Raw genomic sequence first — 20,102 nt, 5'->3', positions numbered from 1 at the left:
CAATAGGATTTCGCCTAGGCAGTCCCACAACATCTCGCCCGAGCATCACAGCATATCGTTAAATGCGCTAAGTAATCTGGATATCGGGGACGCAGCGCCGCTAATACGACATACCTATGGAGGACTCCTCGTGCCGGAGCCCGACAGGGATCTGAGCAGGAAGGCGATCGCCCAGGCCCTGGCCGACCTCGCCGACACCGCCCCCCTCACCCTGGTGGAGGTCGCCACCGACGGCGTCACCACGCTCCTGATCCAGCGGGACGGCAACGGCTGCCCCCGCGGCCGGAGCTGGTCGGCGACCTGGTCGGACCTCGCGGGCGAGCACGGATGGGACGCCGACCCGGCCGAGACCCGGGAGGCCGTGCTCCGTGCTTCCCGGGCCCCCTCGCCCTTCGGCGAGGTGATCCTGGTGGCCGCCTCCTCCGGCGATCCGAAGGCCGAGCAGGCCCTCGACTGGCTGCGCGCGGCGCATCCCGCCGCCCAGGTGCTGCGGGCCGAGGCCCCGGTCGCCGCGCTCGTCCGGGAGGTCATGGCGGACGATCCGCTGACCCGGTCGTACGAGCTGGTGGTCGTCCTCACCGACCCGGGCACGGACCGCCCTCGGCTGACCAGCAGGCAGCTCTTCCCCCTCGGTTCCCGCCCGGGTGCCCGCACCCGGGTCTCCGTCCGCTGCGAAACCGTCGGCCCGAACGGCACCGCGTTCGCCGTGGTCACCTGGCAGGGCCCCGAGCCGCGACTGCTGTCCGTCCAGTCCGCCCCGCTCGCGCCCGGCCGCTACGAGGTGACCGCCGAGCTGGTACGGCCCGGCCGGGTGAGGTTCACCGGTCTGCCCGCGCTCTCACCCGACCCCAGAGACTGGAACCAGCTCGTCTCCGCGCTCCCGGACCGGCTGCCGGGGGGTCTCAGCCCCGCGCACCTCGTCTGCGCGGTGGAGGTCTGCGGAGCGGACGACCAGGTCGCGGAACGGCTGAGCCGGGCCCGCCAAGTGATCAACCTCGCCTCCGGCGAGCTCGGCGACCTGCTCCAGGTCTCCCTCCTCGCCTACGCGGCGCACTCGTACGACGCGTCGGCGCCGGAGTTTCCGGTGCGCGTCCCGGCCTGGAAGGCCGGCGCGGGCGAGGCCCTGGACGCGCTCGACGCGCTGGAGGAACAGGGAGCGGTGGCCAGGGGGTACCCGTACCATCCCCAGGCGGCGCAGGTCGAGGACATGCTCGCCGTGGTCGCCGAACGGCTCGACTGGGCGGATCCGACGCCCACCGTCGTCCTCACTGTCGGGGGCCGCCCGCCGCATCCGGCGCGCACCGACCCGTCCATGATCCTGCCCTGCCCCCGCCGGCACGACTGGCGGAAACTCCTCGCCTCCCTGCGGAAGCGGCAGGGCACGGCCCTGGGCGCGATCTGCGACCAGGCGACCGACCAGACGCACCAGGCGTGGCACGGGATCGGCGCGACGGCCCTGGCCCACCTGGAGGCGGTGGACGTGCGCGGGCTGGCCGCCGCTCTCGGCCTGGTCGCCTCCTCTCCCGTCCATCTCCCGTTCCCCCTGCTCGACGAGACGGAGTGACAGAGCGCATGCAGTCCGAACCGAGCCGGGGGCGTCCCGATCACAACATCTCCATGTGGGGCGCCCCCGGCAGCGGCAAGACCACTCTGCTGGCGGCGTTGTTCATCGCCCTGACCAGGAGGAACGACGACTGGAAGATCGTCGGGTCCGACCCGGCGTCGTCGGACTACCTGATCGAGAGGACCAACGCCCTCTCGCGGGGCAAGGTGTTCCCCGAGGCGAGCATGGCCCTGGAGCGCTACCACTGGACGCTGATCGGCCCCGCTCCCCAGAAGACCGGCCTCTGGGGCAGGAAGGCCAAGCCCGGGCCGCCGGCCCGGATCGGCCTCGGCATGTTCGACGCTCCCGGAGGGTTGTTCGGCACGGGACGGCGCCCGGCGGGCGGCGTGGGCGCTCCGGACGGCGCGGGCGACCCGCGCCGTCAGGAGCTGCTGGACAGCCTTGAGCAGAGCCGGGGCATCGTCTTCCTCTTCGACCCGATCAGGGAGTTCACCTTCGGGGACGCCTTCGACCACATGCACGCCCCGCTCGCCCGGCTCGCCGAGCGGATGCTCGCCTCCGGGGAGTTCACCGACGGGAAGCTGCCGCACCACATCGCCGTGTGCGTCACCAAGTTCGACGACCCCCGGGTGCTGGAGACGGCCGAGAAGCGGCGGCTGCTCACCGTGGACCTCGACGATCCGTACCGGCTGCCCCGGGTGGCCAGCGAGGACGCGCGGGAGCTGTTCCACGAGCTGTGCCAGGTGTCGGCCAGCGGCAACGCCGACATGGTGCTCAACGCGCTCGACCAGTACTTCCACCCGGATCGGATCCGGTTCTTCGCCACGTCCTCGATCGGCTTCTACGTGGACCGGCGTACCAAGCGCTTCGACTGGGACGACTTCCAGAACATGGTCCCCGGGGAGGCGGACGAGGACTCGCGCATCCGGGGGCAGTTGCATCCGATCAACGTGGTGGAGCCGATGCTGTGGCTGGGGCAGCGACTCGCCGCGATCCGGCCATCGACGGAGATCTCGTGACCCGGCGCGAGATCGGCTTCGAGTGGGCGCTGGAGGGGAAGCGGCCCGGTGCCCACGACGACTACGAGCTGCTCTCCTGGAGCGACGACCGCCTCGGGCCCGAGGTCTTCGAGGAGATCAGGAGCAGGTACGCCACGGGTCTGTCGGCGGATCTGCCCCAGGTGACGATCGCGGTCGCGGCGACCCGGGAACGCGAGCGGGTGTCGCGCCACATCGTGCTCGCGATCCAGGACTGGTCCGGGCATCGGGACGCCACCAACCGCAAGATCGTCTACACCCGCTGGTTCTACATCCCGTACCACGAGCTGGCCGCCCACCCGGTGTCCTACGAGGCGCTCTACCACGCCCTCGCGGGCCTTCCGGTGACCCCGTCCCCTCCTCTGGCCGTTCAGGTTCCGGAGTTCGACCCCACGACGGGGTTCGGCGAGGAGGGCGTCCCCGGTCCGGACGCGCTCTCCGCCGCCGCGCTGCTGCTGACCGGGCGGCCCGTCTGCGTCGTGGGCGCGGACAGCGTCCCCATGATCGAGCGGTTGCGCTTCCTGGACGCCGTCGCCGCGCTGCTGCCGTACGGCATGCGGGCGCGGCTGACCGCGGCGACCTGGACCAGCAGCACGGCCCGGCACAAGATCAGGCTGTCGTTCGCGCGGCACGCGCCGGAGGACGCCTACGAGGTGCGGTGGCGGCACGGCGCGGAGATCACCCGGCGGGACAGCCCGGCCAACGTGTGCCTGGACCTGCTGACCCGGTCCGACGTCCGGCTCGCGGACCTGCTCCGGGGGCTGGCCAGGGAGACCGAGCCGCTGTCGTTCGGCCCCGCCGACCGGCCGATGGCCGTACGGCTGCTCGAACACTCCGGCTATCCCGAGCTGCCCGGCTCCGCGGACGAAGCGGAGCCGGAGCCCCGGGGAACGGGGGAGCCCCGGGACGGCGGTGAACCGGACAATCCGGTGAAGCGGGGAACGGCGGCACCCGCCTCCGGCGCGCCCGATCCCCCCGGACGCGAGCCGGCGCCGGAGCGGCACGGCGGCGACGCCGTGCCGGCCGGAACGTCCCCGCCCGCCGGGAACGCGCGGCGGCTGACCCTGCCCGTCCGCAGCGTGTTGACCTGGCTGGGCCGCGGCCACGGCAGGTCGCCCGCACCCGGCGCGCCGCCGGATGGCACGGCCGCGCCCACCACGCCCTACCGGCGGACGGCCGACGAGGGGCCGGCCCCGGGCGCCGTGCCGCTCTCGATGCAGGCCGCGCTCGGCGGGCTGGAACATGCCGATCGCGGGAAGCAAGCCCGGTCCGGCCGGGGCCCGCAGGCCAAGGTCACGGTGACGGTGGCCTTCGCGACGCTGGGCATCACCTTGATCGGTCTCGGCGTGGTCGCGCTGGTGCGCGCTCCCGGGGGCGATCCCCCCACCGGCCCGGACGTCGCCGAGGCGCAGCCGGGCACCGTCGTCATCCAGGCGGCGAACCGGCCGGAGGACGCGTTCGCGACGAACGTGGTGGCCGAGGTCGTCCGGCGCTCGGGCTATCGGTTCGAGATCCGGCGGAGCGACATCCCCGCCGCCGCCGCGCCCGTCGAGAAGCCGGCCGTGGTCCTCATCGCGGGCCCGGACTCCGCGCTCACGGGAGAACCGCCACAGGGGTTCGTCCAGGCCGGCACCATCCCGGTGCCGAGCCCGGACGTCCTGGTCTACGACATCGGGCAGATCACGCCGGAGAAGTTGCGCGCGGCCCTCAAGGGGCAGGACAAGGACGTCCGCGTCTCGCTGCCGGACACCGACCCGGAGCTGGCGGAGGCCCTGAAGCGGCGCTATCCCTCGCTGCGGCTGCAGCCCGTCCCGGCGCGGGACCCGCTGCGCGCCCTTCGCGACAAGGTGGTGCAGGCCGCTGTCGTGCCCCGCACCGCCGGCGACGGCGGCTACGCACGGGTGGACGGGCCCGACGGACTGCCGGGCCGTACGATCCTCGCCTTTTACAACGGGGCCGCCCTCAACGTGCTCCACGACGCGCTGGGCAGGGTCGCCGGGTCCATCGACCCGGGCGCTCTGGCGTCGGCGGAGTACGACTGGCCCGGGAAGGCGGCCGCCCGTGTGGTCGGCGCGGTCCTGCCGCCGGGCCGTCCGTCCGTCGTCTCGCGGGCCGGTGAACGGGACAGCGACCAGGGGCAGGACTCGCTCTGGCTCGCCCTCGTCCTGATCGCCGCCGGAGGCGTGGCCGGCTTCGTGGCCCTCATCGTGGCGATACGCGGTCCCTCCCGGTTCGAGCCGCGACCGTAACCCGGCCGCCGCTCCTCATCCCGGCCGTGTCGGGCGAGTGCCGGAGACTCCGTACGTCTGGCGTGTCGAGCCCGGTTCTTGCCAATCTGCTCACTTCCGCGAGGTGATCCGGCCCGGTGGCTGCCGATCTGGCAGGGAATCGACCGACCTGTTGCCCGGTCTGAAGCGGCAAATCAGACTACGCGTGCATAAATGACAGCCGTGGAGGTTGCGATGGCACGCCAGCATTCCCACCCATTCGTCCCGTACCACCCGGAGCGGTACGACGAGCCGGAGATGATCGCCCGAGGACGGGCGTTCTACGAGCACCTCGACCAGCGCAGGAGCGTCCGCTTCTTCAGCGACGAACCGGTGCCGCGCGAGTGCCTGGAACTCGCGGTGCGCGCCGCGAACACCGCGCCGTCGGGGGCGCACCAGCAGCCGTGGAAGTTCGTGCTGATCGGCGACGCGGCGACCAAGAAGCGCATCAGGGAGGCCGCCGAGATCGAGGAGCGGCAGAACTACGAGGGCGGCCGGCTCACCCCGGAGTGGCGGGCGGCGCTGGCCCCGCTGGAGACGACCGCGGACAAGGGCTACCTGGAGGTGGCGCCCTGGCTGGTCGTCTGCTTCGTCGAGAAGTACGGCGTGCGGCCGGACGGCGCCCGGGTCAAGCACTACTACGTCAACGAGAGCGTCGGCATCGCCTGCGGCCTGTTCATCGCGGCGCTGCACGAGATGGGTCTGTCCACGCTCACCCACACGCCGAACCCGATGGCGTTCCTCACTGAGATCTGCGCGCGGCCGGCCAACGAGCGGCCGTACATCCTCTTCCCGGTCGGGTACGCGGCGGCGGACGCGGAGGTGCCCGACCTCGCGCGCAAGCCCGACGCACTGGTGGAGTTCACCCCGCGCTGACCCTCACCGCGGCTACGGGCGCACCCCCGGCTTTTGGGCCTTGTAACGGCGGGATGTCAAAGCTACGATCGCCACAACTCTTAGGAAACTTTATTAAAAGATTACCTGACACCTCCCACCCCCCAATCCCCCTTCACCTGGCCTGACGACCGGTGGAGCCACCACCGTCCTCAGGCCGGTCACGCGGCCGCGGCGCGCTCTCCCGCCCCGGCCGCCGCCCCGTACGGCTCGCGTCCGCCACCTCCTCGGACGCGGGCCGTACGGCACCCCCCACTCCGACCCGAGGTGAACATGAAGTCACGTGCCACCCTGGTCGCCCTGGCGACCCTCGTCCTGAGCCTCGTCGCGCTACCCGCCCAGGCCACCGCGACACCCACCCTCGGCGCCTCGACCACGCTGGCCGCGTATCCGGCCTGGGAGGCGTGGACGGCCTACAGCGCCGGCACGCGCGTCACGTACAACGGCGTCGACTACGAATGCGTCCAGGCGCACACCTCGCTGCCCGGATGGGAGCCGCCGAACGTGCCCGCCCTGTGGAAGGTCGCGGGCGGCGGAGGCGGCGACACCACGCCGGGCGCACCCGGCACGCCGAGCGTCACGGGCGCCACCGACGGCTCGATCTCCCTGAGCTGGGGCGCGGCCACCGGCACCGTGACCGGCTATCGCGTCTACGAGGGCGGCACGCAGGTCGCCCAGGTGACCGGGACCACCGCCACGATCTCCAACCTGACGACCTGCTCGTCGCACACCTACACCGTCAAGGCGTACAACGCGACGGGCGAGTCCGCGGCGAGCGGCGCCGTCTCGGGCTCGACGACCGGCTGCTCCAGCGGCGTACCGGGCAAGGTGGGGACGGTCACCGCCGGACAGGTCGGCGACACCGGCCTCACCCTGAGCTGGCCGGCCGCGACCGGCACGGTCACCGGCTACCGGATCCGCACCGGCGGCACGGTGGCGGCCACCGTCACCGGCACCTCGCACGCGATCACCGGCCTGACCGCCTGCACGCCCTACACCTACACGGTCACGGCGTACAACTCGGTCGGCGAGGGCCCGGCGAGCGACCCGGTCACCGCCACCACGACCGGCTGCCCGATCGGCCCGCTGCCCAAGCACTTCCTCACCGGGTACTGGCACAACTTCGACAACAAGGCGGCCAAGCTGCTGAAGCTGTCGGCCGTGCCGGACGAGTACGACCTGATCGCGGTGGCCTTCGGCGAGGCGACCTCCACCGCCGGTGAGGTGAGCTTCAGCGTGGGCGCCGACCTGGCGGCCGGGCTCGGCGGCTACACCGACGCGCAGTTCAAGGCGGACGTGCAGTCCCTGCACAACCGGGGCAAGAAGGTCATCCTCTCCGTCGGCGGTGAGAAGGGCCGGATCCAGGTCGGCAGCGCCGCCGCCGCGACCAAGTTCGCCGATTCCGTCTACGCCCTGATGCAGAGCTACGGCTTCGACGGCGTGGACATCGACCTGGAGAACGGCCTCAACGCCACCTACATGTCCCAGGCGCTGCACTCCCTGCGGACCAAGGCCGGCGCGGGGCTGATCATCACGATGGCGCCGCAGACCATCGACATGCAGTCGACCGGGATGGAGTACTTCAAGCTCGCGCTGAACATCAAGGACATCCTCACCGTCGTCCACACGCAGTACTACAACTCGGGCTCCATGCTCGGCTGCGACCAGTCCGCCGCGTACTCGCAGGGGACGGTCAACTTCATGACCGCGCTGGCCTGCATCCAGCTCGAGAACGGTCTGCGCCCCGACCAGGTCGCGCTCGGCCTGCCCGCCGGGCCCGGGGCAGCCGGGGGCGGCGTCGTGTCACCCTCCCTGGTCAATCAGGGCCTCACCTGCCTGGCGACCCGTACCAGCTGCGGGACCTTCGTGCCGCCGCGCGCCTACCCCGAGATCAGGGGCGCGATGACCTGGTCGATCAACTGGGACGCCAGCAACAACTGGAACTTCTCCAAGACCGTCAAGCCTCACCTCGCTACCCTCCCTTAACCCCCCAAGGAGTGCGAATGAGATTGCGTCGCATGGCGACGGCGGCACTCGCCGCCGCCGCGATGTCCACCCTCGGCATCGCCGCCGCCGGTCCGGCGGCACTCGGAGCCTCGACCACGCTGGCCGCGTACCCGGCCTGGCAGGCGTGGACGGCCTACAGCACCGGCGCGAAAGTCACGTACAACGGCGTCGACTACGAATGCGTCCAGGGGCACACCTCGCTGCCCGGGTGGGAGCCACCGAACGTCCCCGCCCTGTGGAAGGTCGCGGGCGGCGGAGGCGGCGACACCACGCCGCCGTCGGTTCCGGGGAACCTGCGCAGCACGGGCAGCACGACCGGCAGCATCTCACTGGCCTGGAACGCCTCCACCGACGACACCGGTGTCACCGGCTACAACGTCTACCGGAACGGCAACCTGGTGACGACCGTCACCGGGACGACGTACACCGACACCGGCCTGTCCGCGGGCACCTCCTACAGCTACACGGTCCGCGCCCGGGACGCGGCGAACAACCTCTCCGGCCCCAGCAACACGCTGACCGCGAGCACCCAGAGCGGCAACGGCGCGCCGGGCGCCCCGGGCACGCCGACCGTCACCGGCAGCGCGGACTCGTCGATCTCGCTGTCCTGGCCGGCCTCCAGCGGCACCGTGACCGGCTACCGCGTCTACGAGGGCGGCACGCAGGTCGCCCAGGTGACCGGGACCACCGCCACGATCTCCAACCTGACGACCTGCTCGTCGCACACCTACACCGTCAAGGCGTACAACGCGGTGGGCGAGTCGGCGGCGAGCGGCGCGGTCACCGGCAGCACCACCGGCTGCCCGACCGGCGGCCGGATGCCGGGCGCGCCGTACCTCTACATGGGCTGGGGCGACCCGCCGAACGCGGCAACGGTCATGGACGCGACCGGGATCAAGTCCTTCACCATGGCGTTCATCCTGTCCGGCGGCGGCTGCACGCCGAAGTGGGACGGCCAGCGGCAGCTCTCCGGCGGCGTTGACGCCCAGACGATCTCGACGATCAAGTCCAAGGGCGGCAACGTCCAGGTCTCGTTCGGCGGCTGGCAGGGCAACAAGCTCGGCCCGAACTGCTCCACCCCGGCCGCCTTCGCCGGGGCCGTGCAGCAGGTCATCGACGCGGTGGGCCCGGCGGTGGTCGACTTCGACATCGAGAACACCGACGAGTTCGAGAACTACACGGTGCAGGACCGCATCCTCAACGGCCTGAAGACCGTCAAGCAGAACAACCCGAACGTCAAGGTCGTGGTCACCTTCGGCACCACCACCTCGGGGCCGAACTCGCACGGCGTCCGCCTGATCAACCAGGCGAAGGCGCTGGGAGTCCCGATCGACAACTACACGATCATGCCGTTCGACTTCGGCGGCGGCGCGAACATGTACCAGAGCACGGTCAACGCCTCCGAGGGCCTGAAGAACGCGCTCAAGTCCGCCAACGGCTGGACCGACGCCCAGGCGTACGCGCACATGGGCATCTCCGGCATGAACGGCCTGTCCGACCAGCAGGAGCAGACCAGCCCGGCGACGTGGACGCAGATCCGTGACTGGGCGCTGTCCAAGGGACTGACCCGCCTCGCGTTCTGGTCGGCGAACCGCGACCGGCCGTGCCCGGGCGGCGGCGTGGCCGAGAACTGCAGCGGCATCGCGCAGCAGAACTGGGAGTTCACCAAGATCACGGCCGGTTTCTGATCGGCGGGCTCCGTGGATCCGCGTCGTTTCGCGGGTCCACGGACCGCCCCCGGCCGGTATGGCTCGCGCCCGCGACCGCGACCGCGCCCGCGATCGTGATCGTGAGCCCTTCCGCCCGGCCCGGCGGGTTACCCCCCGCCCGGCCGGGCGGTCCCCGCCCGGCGTCTCACCAGGCGACGGGCAGCGCCGCGAACCCGCCGGTGAGCCGGTCGGAGCGCACCTCCAGCTCCTCGTACGGCACGGCCAGGCTCAGGGTGGGGAAGCGCGGGAAGAGCGCCTGGAACACGGCGCGCAGCTCGATCCTGGCCAGGCTCGCCCCCAGGCAGTAGCGGCCCGCGTAGCCGAACCCGACGTGCGCGTTCTCCGTCTCGCGCCCGATGTCGAACCGTTCCGGGTCGGGAAAGACCCGCTCGTCCCGGTTGGCGGCGAACGTCGCCAGCACCACCAGCTCACCGGCGCGGACCGTCACGCCGCCGATCTCGATGTCCTCGTGCGCGTACCGGACCAGCCCGTGCTGGCTGGGCGCGGCCATCCGCAGGGTCTCCTCCACCGCGGCTGGGGCCCGCCCGGGGTCGCGGGCCAGGGCGTCCCGCTGCTCCGGATCGCGCAGGAGGAGCAGCACGCCGTAGTCGATCTGGTTGACGGTCGTCTCGTGCCCGGCGAACAGGAGGCCGCCCGCGATCCTGGCGATCTCCGCCTCGGGCAGCTCGGCGGTGGCGAGGTCGGAGTACACGTCCTCGCCCGGGTGCTCCCGCTTGGCCCGCACCACGGCGAAGCTGTACGCGTTCATCTCCGCCTGGGCGGCCGCGGAGCGCGCCGGGTCGGTCAGGTCCGTCATCTCCTCCGCGATCGCCCGGAACCGCTCCCTGTCCACGTACGGCACGCCCAGCAGCTCGCAGATCACGTGGATGGGCAGCGGGGCGGACAGGCTGCCGTGCAGATCGGCGGGCGGCCCCTGCGCGGCCATCCGGTCGAGCAGCGCGTCCACGAGCAATTCCACGCGTCCGGTGAGGCGTTGTACGCGCCGCGCGGAAAAGGCGGGCGTGAGCAACCGCCGCATGGAATCGTGGACCTCGCGTTCGGTGGCGTGGTCTCCGGTCGGGCCGCCCGCGAACGCGCTGTTGGACAGCCGGGGCGCCGACGCGGGGGTGGGGTGCGACCGGCCGAGCCGCTCGTCGGCGAAGACCTGCCTGATCTCCTGCCAGCCGGTCACCAGCCAGGCCTCGTCGCCGGTCGCGGTCCGCACCCGTGTGATCGGCTCGGCGGCTCTGAGCTGGCCGAACTCGGGGGCGAGCGCCAGGACGTCGTTCCGCGCGAACGGCAGCCGAGGGAGTCCGGACATGGTCGTTTCCCTTCGCGACAGAACGTGGACCTCTCCCAGGTCTCTCCGCTCCGCGCCGGAACAAGCCAGGCAAAGCACCCTTTGACGCTGTTTTCACCCTTGCGCGGTAAATGACACTTTATGTCACTTCTATATAATCATGTCGTATTTATAAGATCGTAAACAGGATTAGCGCCGACCAAAAGTGGACATTTAGGCGTTTGGCCGGGACAAGGCGGAGCCCGGGGCTCTAACGTTCCAAATCATGCACCAAACGCCTGGCTATCAGCAGCCGTACGACCCCCCACAGCAATGGCACCAGCAGGCGCCGCAGCCGCAGCCGCACTCCCCGATGCAGCCCCCCACACCCACGCCTCCCCCGCCGACGCCGCCCACCTCCCGCCGCAAGCCCAGCAGCAAGATGCCGCTGTTGATCGTCATCGCGGTCGTGGTCGTCGCCGCCGTCGTCGGCGCGATCGTTTTCCTGACCGGCGGCGAGGACTCCGCGTCGGAGGCGAAGCCGGCCAAGAGCGGGGCGGCCGCCCCCACCGCCGAGGACCTGCCCAGCCCGACCTCCGCGCAGCGCGCGGTCTACCTGGCGGCTCTCCGGGAGATCTCGCCCGAGCTCGCCGAGAACGAGGACCGGGCGATCCGGCAGGGCGGCCTGGTGTGCCAGCGCGTCCGCAAGCCCGAGGACGGCGGCATGAGCCTCCCCCAGTTCACGGTCGCGGAGCTGTCCAAGGGCGGCGGGGCGATCACCCGCGTGCAGGCGTTCAAGGTGATCATCGCGGTCAAGGCGTGGTGTAAGCCCTGACCCTGAACCGGCGCTCCCCCAGGTCCTCCCGGGCGGAACGCCGCGACACGGCGGATCGCGGGCCGGGTCCGGGCTTCGGCTCCGGACCAGGCCCGAAGCCACCGTTCCCCCACGAGACGCCGCGCCTCGGCCGGTTTCGGCGGCGCGCGCCTCGTGGTCAGGACGAGGGGACGAAGCCGAGGTGCTTGTCCACCACGTTGATCAGCGGAGCCCTCGCGACGTACCTGCGCAGGTTCTCCAGGAAGGTCTCGGCGAGGGCGTCCTGCCACCCCGCCGCGTCGCCGCTCATGTGCGGGGAGATCAGCACCTGGGGGAACGACCACAACGGATGCCCGGCGGGGAGCGGCTCCTCCTCGAACACGTCGAGCGCCGCCCCCGCGAGCCGTCCCGCTCGCAGCGCCTCGACCAGGGCGTCGGCGTCCACCGTCTCGCCCCTGCCGACGTTGATCAGCCGGGCCGACGGCTTCAGCGCCCCGATGACGTCGGCGTCGATCAGCTTCCTGGTCTCGGGGGTCAGCGGCGTGACGCTGACCAGGTAGTCGACGTCCGCGACCAGCGACGGGAGCCGTGAGGAGTCGAACACCTCACCGAAGTCGGCGTCACCGTCCCGCGTCGAGCGGCCCGCGCCGAGCACCGTGAGCCCCACCGCGCGCAGCATGCGGGCGATCGCCCGTCCGATGGCCCCGGTACCGACGATCATGACGGTCTTCCCGTCGAGCCGCTCCGTCACGCGGTGCTCCCAGCGGCGTTCCCACTGCAGGCGCCACGATCCCGGCATGTCCTTGGCGAAGGCGAGGACGCACGCGAGGACGTACTCGGCGATGGGCCGGTCGAAGACGCCGCGCGAGTTCGTCACGACGACGTCGGAGTCGCGCAGTTCGTCGAAGAGCATCCGGTCCACGCCCGCCGCCGCCACGTGGATCCAGCGCAGCGCCTCTGCACGGTGCCAGACCGCGCGCAGAGCGGGCGAGAACGAGTCCCACAGCAGCAGCGCGTCACTCCCCGGCAGCGCGTCGCCCAGCTCCGCTCCGCGGGCGTACCGGACCTCGCCCGCCAGGTCGTGCAGCCGATCCCGCGCAGGCGGCAGGTCGTCCCCGTGGAGAAAGGTGAGGACGACGTTGCTCCCGGCGCCGTCACCGGTGCCGTGCCGCGTCGTCCCGGGCGGGGCGACCAGTCCGGATCCGCGCGGCTTCGTGACAGGCAGACGTGCCTGCATGGGTACGGTGACTCCTTCGGTGGATGTGGCAGCGAGGCTCGTCGGTCGCACCGCACGCGGCTGATCGCGCTCGCATCGTGCGGGAGGTTCCCGGCGCCCAACCGCCGTAATCTCCACGATTGCCCGTAATCGGGTTTGCCCGGCTCGCCGCCCCGACGCCCGGGAAGCGGACGGCCGCCCACCCGATCGCCGGGAAGGCGGCCGTCTCGTCCGGGGCTCGATCAGCGGGTGGCCCGGTCCGCCGGCGGGGCCAGCAGCGGGGCCAGCGCCGCCTCCAGGTCCGCGACCCCGCCGTACACGACGCCGGTCATGCCGAGCGCCACGGCGGCCTCGACGTTCTCCGCCCGGTCGTCCACGAAGAGGCACCGGTCCATCGGGACGCCGGCCCGCTCGGCGGCGATCGCGTAGATGGCCGGATCGGGCTTGACCACGCCGACCCGGGCGCTGTTCACCACGTCGTCCGCGAAGTACGCGAGCCCCAGCCCGGCGAGGTCGTCCTCCACCTCGGGGGTCGCGTTGGTCACCAGCACGACGGGCACCTGCGCCTGGGCGAGGCGGAGCAGCTCCAGCACCTTCTCGTCCGCGCGGAACGGCGTCCGGGTGAACATGGCGGCCAGCTCGCGGGCCTTGTCCTCGGACACATGATCGGCGAGCGCGGCGGCGATGGTGTCCCGCCACTGCTCCACGGTGTGCTCGCCCCGGAGCACCGGCAGATCGTTCTCCGGCGCCAGCGCGAGCTCGGCGGTCGTTCCCTCCGCCACCCCGGCCGCGCGTTCCATCCGGGTCAACTCGGTCATGTCATAGAAGCGGATCACGCCGTCGAGGTCACACAGAACGGCGTCGAAGGGCCTGCCGTTCAGCGCGTGGACATTGGCGTGAGCGTCGGCGTGAACATCGGCGTGGGGGTCGACCTGGGGATTCGTCACGGCTCCTCCATAGCACATCCGCTCCGTGCCCCTGCTCCGCGGCCGCGGACCAACCGGTCTGTCCCCCTGGTGCCGGACGCCCCCGGGCGGGTCAGCCCGCCGGGACGTCCGGCTCCGCGGTCCGGTCTGCCGCTCCCCCTCCGGCGTCGCGCTTCGCCTCGCGGCCCGCCTGTTTGAGCGCGAGGCGCAGCGCGTACTCGATCTGGGCGTTGACGCTGCGCAGGTCGTCGGCGGCCCATTTGGCGATCGCCTCGTAGACGGCCGGGTCGAGCCGGAGCAGGAGCTTCTTGCGTTCGACCATGGTCAGGACGCGTCAGGCATAGAGGCTGCCGGCGTTGACCACCGGCTGGGTCGCCCGGTCGCCGCAGAGGACGACCAGGAGGTTGGACACCATTTGGGCCTTGCGCTCCTCGTCGAGTTCGACCACGCCCTGCGCGGCGAGCCGGTCCAGGGCGAGACCCACCATACCGACCGCGCCCTCGACGATGTGGGCGCGCGCGGCGACCACCTGGGCGGCCTGCTGCCGGACCAGCATGGCCTGGGCGATCTCGGGGGCGTACGCCAGGTGGGTGATCCGGGCCTCGAGCACCTCGATCCCCGCGAGATCGGTGCGCTCGCGCAGCTCGGTGGTGAGCTCCCCGGCCACCTCGGCGCCGTCCCGCAGGCTGGTCCGGCCCTCGACGTGCGAGTCGTACGGGTGGCTGGTGGCCAGGTGGCGCACCGCGGCCTCCGACTGGATGGCCACGTACTCCTCGTAGTCGTCCACCGCGAACACGGCCCGCCCGGTGTCGACGACCTTGTAGACGACGACCGCGGCGATCTCGACCGGGTTGCCGTCGGCGTCGTTGACCTTGAGCTTGGTCGTCTCGAAGTTGCGCACGCGCCGGCTCACCCGCTGCTTGGTCGTCAGCGGGAGCACCCACTGGAAGCCGGCCTCGCTCACCGAGCCGACGTACCGGCCGAGGAACTGCACGACCTTGGCCTCGTTGGGGTTGATCACGGTGAATCCGGTCGCCGCGATGAAGAAGACCACGATCCACGCGACCACGGCCAGGCCCGGGAGTGCGAAGTCGCCCGGGTCGTCGATCATCGTTCCACCGCCCACCCCGTCTGCCGACAGGCTGCGCAGCGCGAATACGGCGACGACGCCGCCGAGCACCAGCAGCCCGACCAGTACGGCGAAGCCGCTCAGACGGAACGCCCTACGCTCCATCGTTCCCCCTTGCTATTGAAGTGATATCACCACGATAGCCCAAAGCTAGCCCATCCGCACAAGCCGGACATTTACTGACCCGATGGTTTTGGGCCTTGCCGCAGTCGTGGGCGCAAGTTACGATCCGGCTAATTATTAGGAAACTTTCCTTACGGAAAGAGCTCTCACATGCGTCGATTAGCCGTCCTGCTGCTCCCGATCGCCATGCTGGTCGCGTTCGTCGCGGCCCCCGCACACGCTGCCGGCCGCCTCACCGCCGCCTTCACCCTGACCGGCAACCAGGGCAAATTCGTGGTGAGCAACCCCGGCGGCTCAGCCGTCACCGGCTGGTCCATCCAGTTCGAACTGCCCGCCGGCGTCACCGTCAGCAACGCCCAGAACGCCACGACCACGCAGACCGGCACGCGGGTCAAGCTCACGCCGGCGTTCTACATCAACACCGTCGGAGCGAACGGGAACACCGAGCCGTACAGCCCGACCTTCACCCTCAGCTCGCCCACACAGCCCACGAGCTGCCTGATCAACAACGCGAACTGCGACGGCAGCGGCGACCCGCCGCCTGCCACCGCGCCGGTCGTGGCGAGCTTCTCGCTCAGCGGCAACCAGGGGAAGTTCGTCGTCGAGAACAACGGCGACGCCGCGCTCGACAGCTGGTCGATCCAGTTCGAGCTGCCCGGCGGCGTCACCGCGAGCAACGCCCAGAACGGCTCGCTGAGCCAGAGCGGCCGCCAGGTCACGCTCAGCCCGGCCTTCTACAACACCAAGGTGAACGCGCACGCCACCACGGAGCCGTACAGCCCGACGTTCACGCTCAGCTCACCGGTGGAGCCGACGAGCTGCCGGGTCAACGACGTGCCGTGTGACGGCTCGGCCGACACCCCGCCGTCGGCGCCGGGCAACCTGCGCTCGCCGGTCAAGACCACCAAGACGGTCTCCCTCGCCTGGGACGCCGCGACCCCCGGCACCCTGCCCATCACCGCGTACGAGGTCTACCAGGGCGGCGAGTTCGCCACGACGGTCACCGGCACCGCCGCGACGGTCACCGGCCTGACCCCGAACACCGGGTACACGTTCACGGTGAAGGCCAAGGACCGCAAGGGCACCCTCTCCCCGGCGAGCACGCCGCTGAAGGTGACCACCAGCAACCCGGCCGACGACACCCAGCCGCCGACCGTGCCCGCGAACCTACGCAGCACCGGCAAGACCTCGTCCAGCGTCTCCCTCGCCTGGGACGCCTCGACCGACAACAAGGGCGTCGCCGGATACGACGTGTACGTCGGCTCGACCCTGGCCACGAGCGTCCTCGGCACGACCGCCACGGTCACCGGGCTCTCCCCGTCCACGGAGTACTCCTTCACCGTGCGGGCCCGCGACCTGTACGACAACACGTCCGCCGCCAGCGCGGCCGTGAAGGCGACCACCGCCGACATCGTCGAGAACGGGTACGCCCGGGTCGGCTACTTCGTCCAGTGGGGCATCTACGGCCGGCAGTACTTCGTGAAGAACCTCGACACGACCGGGGCGGCGGCGAAGCTGACCCACCTCAACTACGCCTTCGCCAACATCGACCCGGTCAAGCTGACCTGCCTCAACGGCGTCACCAAGGGCACCTCGTCCGATTCGCAGGACCCGAGCCAGGGTGACGGCGCGGGCGACGCCGACGCCGACTACGGCCGGCCGATGAGCTCGGCCCAGTCCGTGGACGGGGTCGCCGACACCGGCTGGGAGAAGCTGCGCGGCAACTACAACCAGCTCCGCAAGCTCAAGGCGAAGTACCCGAACCTGAAGGTCCTGATCTCGATCGGCGGCTGGACGTACTCGAAGTACTTCTCTGACGCCGCCGCCACCGACGCGGCCCGCAAGAAGTTCGTCAGCTCGTGCATCGACATGTACATCAAGGGCAACCTGCCCGAGTACAACAGCGCGGGCGGGCCGGGCAGCGCCGCCGGGATCTTCGACGGCATCGACCTCGACTGGGAGTGGCCGGGCTCCGAGGGGCACCCGGGCAACCACGTCGGCGCGAACGACAAGGCGAACAACACCGCACTGATCGCCGAGTTCCGCAAGCAGCTCGACGCGCTGACCGCGGAGACCGGCAAGCGGTACGAGCTCACCGCGTTCACGCCGGCCGACCCGGCGAAGATCGAGGCCGGCTGGGACCTGCCCGAGGTGGCCAAGAACCTGGACATCTTCAACATCCAGGGCTACGACTTCCACGGCTCGGGCAGCGACAACTCCTGGGAGCCGAACCGGACCGGCCACGCGGGCAACCTGTACACCGACGTCGACGACCCCTACTCGTTCCACTTCAGTGTCGAGAACGCGGTCAACGCGTACCTGCAGGCCGGGGTGAACCCGCGCAAGCTCACCATCGGGCTCGCGTACTACGGCCGCGGCTGGCAGGGCGTCACCGACGGCGGCAAGTACGGCGAGTGGCAGTCCGCCACCGGCGCGGCGCCGGGCCAGTTCCAGGAGGAGGCGGGCACCCGGGGCTACAGCAACCTGGTGGCGAGCGTGCCCGGCTGCCCCGTACGGCACGACGAGCAGGCGGTGGCCACCTTCTGTTACACCGGCAGCGCGAGCCAGCCGGGCCAGTGGTGGACCTTCGACGACACGTGGTCGATCGGCAAGAAGACCGCGTGGCTTCGCAGCAAGGGGCTGCTCGGCGTGATGATCTGGGAGATGTCCGGTGACACCGGCACGCTGACCAGTGCCGTCGACGCCGGCCTGAAATAACCCTTGTCGGGAAATTTCAGGAAATGAAGGTTCTCCCGGCGGGGGCGGGCGAGGGACACACCCGCACAGCGGGCACGTCCCCGCCGGGAGAACCGCAAGCCCGGTGGTCGCGGGTCAGCGCTGGGCCGGAGGCTGCGGGCCCCTGGCGTACATATCGGCGACGTGACCGGCGAGCACCGTGAAGAAGCCGATGAAGCCGAGCAACGCCAGCACCGCGCCGACGATCACATCGTTGCGCGTGGCCGCCGTCCAGACCGCGCCCTCCGGCTGCTGGCCGGTCACGAACGGCGCGGCGACCAGCCAGACCCCGGCCACGAAGAGCAGGCCGACGCCGGCGATCCCCCATCTGCTCACCAGTCCTCCTCGTTGTGCCTGTTGCCGGTCCGCTCAAGCTGGTCCGCGGCGAGCGCCGCCACCAGCGGCTTGAGCAGGCTGTGCAGGTCCTCTGTCGTCGGTACGGCCACCGGCGCGGGAGCGGGCGGCTGCTCCGCCTCGGCCGCCGCGGCCGGCTCCTCGGCGGGACGCTCGGGCAGAAGTCCGTCGGCGCGGAGCTGCCCGCGCCAGGCCCGCGCCCACACCCCGATGGTGGCCAGGGCGATCACGCACACACCCGCTCCCGTCCACATGTCCACCTGCACCGCCGTCCCACCCGAGGGGTAGTCCAGCCCGTACGGCGCGAGCAGCAGCCAGACACCGCCGGCGAGCGCGGCGGTCGCCGCGATCAGGCCGGCCAGATAGCGGGTCATTTCTTCTCCTTTTCCGTCAATGCCGCGAGCAGCACCTGGCCGGCCAACGGCCTGATCAACCTGCGCGAGGCCAGCCGGGCCCGCACATGGTCGTCCCCGCTCCCGTCCGGACCCTGGTCCGGGAGGAGCCGGGCCGCGGCCGCGACCAGCCGGGGCGAGTGCCCACGTTCGAGCCGGTCGGCCAGCCAGGCGAGGGCGACGCCGGTGACCGCGAGCGTCACCGCGCTCGGCCGCACGGTCACCTCGCCGCGCAGCGGCACCTCCTTCAGGAAGAACGCGAGCAGCAGGCTCGCCACGGCGAACGGGATCGCCCACAGATAGACGGCCTGGACCGCCGTGGTGAACGCTTCGAGCAGACTGTGGAGCTGCGCGGCAGGCAGCCGGGTGAGCAGGGTGGGATCGAGCTGGGCGGCCTGCGTCGGCAGCCCGGCCCTGGCCAGCTCGTCCTCCAGGGTGCGGATCTGGATCGTGCCGAACAGCGCGGTGCCCAGCGAGCCGCCCAGCGTGCGGAAAAACGCGATGGCGCTGGAGGCGGTGCCGATGTCGCCGGGACGCACCGCGTTCTGCGTCGCCACCAGCGGAACCTGGATGAAGGCGCCCACCCCCAGGCCGACCACGACGGTGAAGGCCATGATCAGCACCATCGAGGTGTCGATCTCGACCAGGCCGAGCAGGTAGAGCCCCACGGCCAGCAGCGCCGCGCCGATGACGGGCATCGCCTTGTAGCGGCCCGTCTTGGAGACCGCCAGGCCGCTCACCAGAGAGGCGGCGATCACTCCGCCGGTCAACGGGACCAGGGCGAGGCCGGACTCCGTCGCCGACTGCCCGCGCACGATCTGGAAGTAGGTGGGCAGGTAGACGACCGCGCCGAACAGCGCGACACCGGACAGCAGCGACAGGCCGGCGCTCACCGCGACCACCGGGTCGGCGATCACCCGCGGCGGAAGGATCGGCTCGGCCGCGCTGCGCTGGCGGACGGCGAACGCCGCCGTCAGGCCCACCCCGGCGACCGCCAGCCCGATGATCTGCGGCGACCCCCAGTCGTACGTCCGGCCGCCCCACACGGTGACCATGAGGATGGAGCACACCGCGGCGACCAGGAGGACAGCGCCCGGATAGTCGATGCGGTGCCGCACCGTGGCGCGGGGCAGGTGCAGCGCGACCGCGATCACGGCGAGCGCGGCCACGCCTATGGGAAGGTTGATCCAGAAGATCCAGCGCCAGGTGGCATGGTCGGTGAAGAAGCCGCCGACGAGCGGGCCCGCGACGCTGGCCAGGCCGAAGACACCTCCGAAGAGCCCCTGGTAGCGGCCCCGGTCACGCGGCGGGACGACGTCCGCGATCACCGCCATCGCCAGCGCCATGAGCCCGCCGCCGCCGAGCCCCTGGACGCCCCGGAACACGATCAGCTGGGCCATGTTCTGGGCGAGGCCGCACAGGATCGAGCCGATCAGGAAGATGACGATCGCGCCCTGGAAGATCTGCTTGCGGCCATACAGGTCGGAGAGCTTGCCGTAGAGCGGGGTCCCGGCGGTGGAGGCGAGCAGGTAGGACGTGACCACCCAGGAGAGCTGATCAAGCCCGCCGAGCTCCTGCGCGATCATCGGCAGCGCGGTGGCCACGATCATCTGGTCCAGGGCGGCGAGCAGCATGGCGAGCATGAGTCCGGCCAT

16 protein-coding genes are annotated in these 20,102 nt (G+C 71.2%); 8 read left to right on the top strand and 8 right to left on the bottom strand.

Annotation, left to right across the window (positions count from 1 at the left end):
• Positions 1–130 precede the first annotated feature (130 nt).
• The 6 genes from ACQP1V_RS05195 to ACQP1V_RS05170 all read left to right on the top strand — a co-directional run bounded on the left by ACQP1V_RS05195 (position 131) and on the right by ACQP1V_RS05170 (position 9,457).
• Positions 131–1,564: a hypothetical protein gene (locus tag ACQP1V_RS05195; protein WP_433419310.1), complete on the top strand. Its 1,434-nt coding sequence runs from the start codon at positions 131–133 to the stop codon at positions 1,562–1,564.
• Positions 1,565–1,572: 8 nt separating this feature from the next.
• Positions 1,573–2,583: a hypothetical protein gene (locus tag ACQP1V_RS05190; RefSeq protein ID WP_067140930.1), complete on the top strand. Its 1,011-nt coding sequence runs from the start codon at positions 1,573–1,575 to the stop codon at positions 2,581–2,583.
• Positions 2,580–4,850: a hypothetical protein gene (locus ACQP1V_RS05185; protein ID WP_433419308.1), complete on the top strand. Its 2,271-nt coding sequence runs from the start codon at positions 2,580–2,582 to the stop codon at positions 4,848–4,850. Before ACQP1V_RS05190 ends, ACQP1V_RS05185 begins: the two co-directional genes overlap by 4 nt.
• A gap of 213 nt (positions 4,851–5,063) precedes the next feature.
• Complete coding sequence (locus tag ACQP1V_RS05180; RefSeq protein WP_433419306.1) at positions 5,064–5,744, top strand: nitroreductase family protein; 681 nt, start codon at positions 5,064–5,066, stop codon at positions 5,742–5,744.
• Between the two features lie 291 nt (positions 5,745–6,035).
• Positions 6,036–7,748: a fibronectin type III domain-containing protein gene (locus tag ACQP1V_RS05175; RefSeq protein ID WP_433419303.1), complete on the top strand. Its 1,713-nt coding sequence runs from the start codon at positions 6,036–6,038 to the stop codon at positions 7,746–7,748.
• 17 nt (positions 7,749–7,765) lie between these two features.
• Positions 7,766–9,457: a fibronectin type III domain-containing protein gene (locus ACQP1V_RS05170; protein WP_433419300.1), complete on the top strand. Its 1,692-nt coding sequence runs from the start codon at positions 7,766–7,768 to the stop codon at positions 9,455–9,457.
• A gap of 166 nt (positions 9,458–9,623) precedes the next feature.
• On the opposite strand, the gene ACQP1V_RS05165 is transcribed toward ACQP1V_RS05170, so the two are convergent.
• Positions 9,624–10,799: a cytochrome P450 gene (locus tag ACQP1V_RS05165; RefSeq protein ID WP_433419297.1), complete on the bottom strand. Its 1,176-nt coding sequence runs from the start codon at positions 10,797–10,799 to the stop codon at positions 9,624–9,626.
• A gap of 244 nt (positions 10,800–11,043) precedes the next feature.
• Here ACQP1V_RS05165 and ACQP1V_RS05160 point away from each other — a divergent pair, with 244 nt between their 5' ends.
• Positions 11,044–11,592, top strand: a complete 549-nt coding sequence (locus ACQP1V_RS05160; protein ID WP_433419294.1) for a hypothetical protein — start codon at positions 11,044–11,046, stop codon at positions 11,590–11,592.
• A 157-nt stretch (positions 11,593–11,749) separates the two neighbouring features.
• Here ACQP1V_RS05160 and ACQP1V_RS05155 read toward each other — a convergent pair whose 3' ends face one another.
• The 4 genes from ACQP1V_RS05155 to ACQP1V_RS05140 form a co-directional block, all read right to left on the bottom strand.
• The gene (locus ACQP1V_RS05155; protein ID WP_433419291.1) at positions 11,750–12,808 is read right to left on the bottom strand and encodes a D-2-hydroxyacid dehydrogenase; all 1,059 of its coding nucleotides are present in this window, start codon (positions 12,806–12,808) and stop codon (positions 11,750–11,752) included.
• A gap of 221 nt (positions 12,809–13,029) precedes the next feature.
• Positions 13,030–13,734 (bottom strand): HAD family hydrolase, encoded by a 705-nt coding sequence (locus ACQP1V_RS05150; protein ID WP_433419288.1) that lies wholly within the window; start codon positions 13,732–13,734, stop codon positions 13,030–13,032.
• 91 nt (positions 13,735–13,825) lie between these two features.
• The gene (locus tag ACQP1V_RS05145; RefSeq protein ID WP_387416301.1) at positions 13,826–14,035 is read right to left on the bottom strand and encodes a hypothetical protein; all 210 of its coding nucleotides are present in this window, start codon (positions 14,033–14,035) and stop codon (positions 13,826–13,828) included.
• A 12-nt stretch (positions 14,036–14,047) separates the two neighbouring features.
• The gene (locus ACQP1V_RS05140; protein WP_387416302.1) at positions 14,048–14,947 is read right to left on the bottom strand and encodes an SPFH domain-containing protein; all 900 of its coding nucleotides are present in this window, start codon (positions 14,945–14,947) and stop codon (positions 14,048–14,050) included.
• Between the two features lie 168 nt (positions 14,948–15,115).
• On the opposite strand from ACQP1V_RS05140, the gene ACQP1V_RS05135 reads away from it, so the two are divergent.
• On the top strand, positions 15,116–17,683 hold the full coding sequence (locus tag ACQP1V_RS05135) for a glycosyl hydrolase family 18 protein (RefSeq protein ID WP_433419285.1): 2,568 nt from the start codon (positions 15,116–15,118) through the stop codon (positions 17,681–17,683).
• Positions 17,684–17,797: 114 nt separating this feature from the next.
• Here ACQP1V_RS05135 and ACQP1V_RS05130 read toward each other — a convergent pair whose 3' ends face one another.
• Genes ACQP1V_RS05130 through ACQP1V_RS05120 form a run of 3 tightly spaced genes read right to left on the bottom strand, consistent with a single transcriptional unit; the run spans position 17,798 to position 20,102 of the window.
• Positions 17,798–18,037 (bottom strand): hypothetical protein, encoded by a 240-nt coding sequence (locus tag ACQP1V_RS05130; protein WP_433222040.1) that lies wholly within the window; start codon positions 18,035–18,037, stop codon positions 17,798–17,800.
• Positions 18,034–18,429, bottom strand: a complete 396-nt coding sequence (locus ACQP1V_RS05125; protein WP_387416305.1) for a hypothetical protein — start codon at positions 18,427–18,429, stop codon at positions 18,034–18,036. The genes ACQP1V_RS05130 and ACQP1V_RS05125 overlap by 4 nt, the downstream gene beginning before the upstream one ends.
• Positions 18,426–20,102, bottom strand: a complete 1,677-nt coding sequence (locus tag ACQP1V_RS05120; protein ID WP_433419282.1) for an MDR family MFS transporter — start codon at positions 20,100–20,102, stop codon at positions 18,426–18,428. The genes ACQP1V_RS05125 and ACQP1V_RS05120 overlap by 4 nt, the downstream gene beginning before the upstream one ends.

Source organism: Microtetraspora malaysiensis, assembly GCF_050947145.1.
Lineage (GTDB): Bacteria > Actinomycetota > Actinomycetes > Streptosporangiales > Streptosporangiaceae > Microtetraspora_A > Microtetraspora_A malaysiensis.
Note: the sequence above shows the minus strand (reverse complement) of the source record. Positions and strands in the feature narration are given on the sequence as shown.

Coding starts and splice junctions, on each gene's coding strand:
- ACQP1V_RS05190 (WP_067140930.1), top strand. CDS start 1,573: ATGCAGTCCGAACCGAGCCGGGGGCGTCCCGATCACAACATCTCCATG.
- ACQP1V_RS05165 (WP_433419297.1), bottom strand. CDS start 10,799: ATGTCCGGACTCCCTCGGCTGCCGTTCGCGCGGAACGACGTCCTGGCG.
- ACQP1V_RS05180 (WP_433419306.1), top strand. CDS start 5,064: ATGGCACGCCAGCATTCCCACCCATTCGTCCCGTACCACCCGGAGCGG.
- ACQP1V_RS05140 (WP_387416302.1), bottom strand. CDS start 14,947: ATGGAGCGTAGGGCGTTCCGTCTGAGCGGCTTCGCCGTACTGGTCGGG.
- ACQP1V_RS05145 (WP_387416301.1), bottom strand. CDS start 14,035: ATGGTCGAACGCAAGAAGCTCCTGCTCCGGCTCGACCCGGCCGTCTAC.
- ACQP1V_RS05135 (WP_433419285.1), top strand. CDS start 15,116: ATGCGTCGATTAGCCGTCCTGCTGCTCCCGATCGCCATGCTGGTCGCG.
- ACQP1V_RS05125 (WP_387416305.1), bottom strand. CDS start 18,429: ATGACCCGCTATCTGGCCGGCCTGATCGCGGCGACCGCCGCGCTCGCC.
- ACQP1V_RS05170 (WP_433419300.1), top strand. CDS start 7,766: ATGAGATTGCGTCGCATGGCGACGGCGGCACTCGCCGCCGCCGCGATG.
- ACQP1V_RS05160 (WP_433419294.1), top strand. CDS start 11,044: ATGCACCAAACGCCTGGCTATCAGCAGCCGTACGACCCCCCACAGCAA.
- ACQP1V_RS05175 (WP_433419303.1), top strand. CDS start 6,036: ATGAAGTCACGTGCCACCCTGGTCGCCCTGGCGACCCTCGTCCTGAGC.
- ACQP1V_RS05155 (WP_433419291.1), bottom strand. CDS start 12,808: ATGCAGGCACGTCTGCCTGTCACGAAGCCGCGCGGATCCGGACTGGTC.
- ACQP1V_RS05120 (WP_433419282.1), bottom strand. CDS start 20,102: ATGGCCGGACTCATGCTCGCCATGCTGCTCGCCGCCCTGGACCAGATG.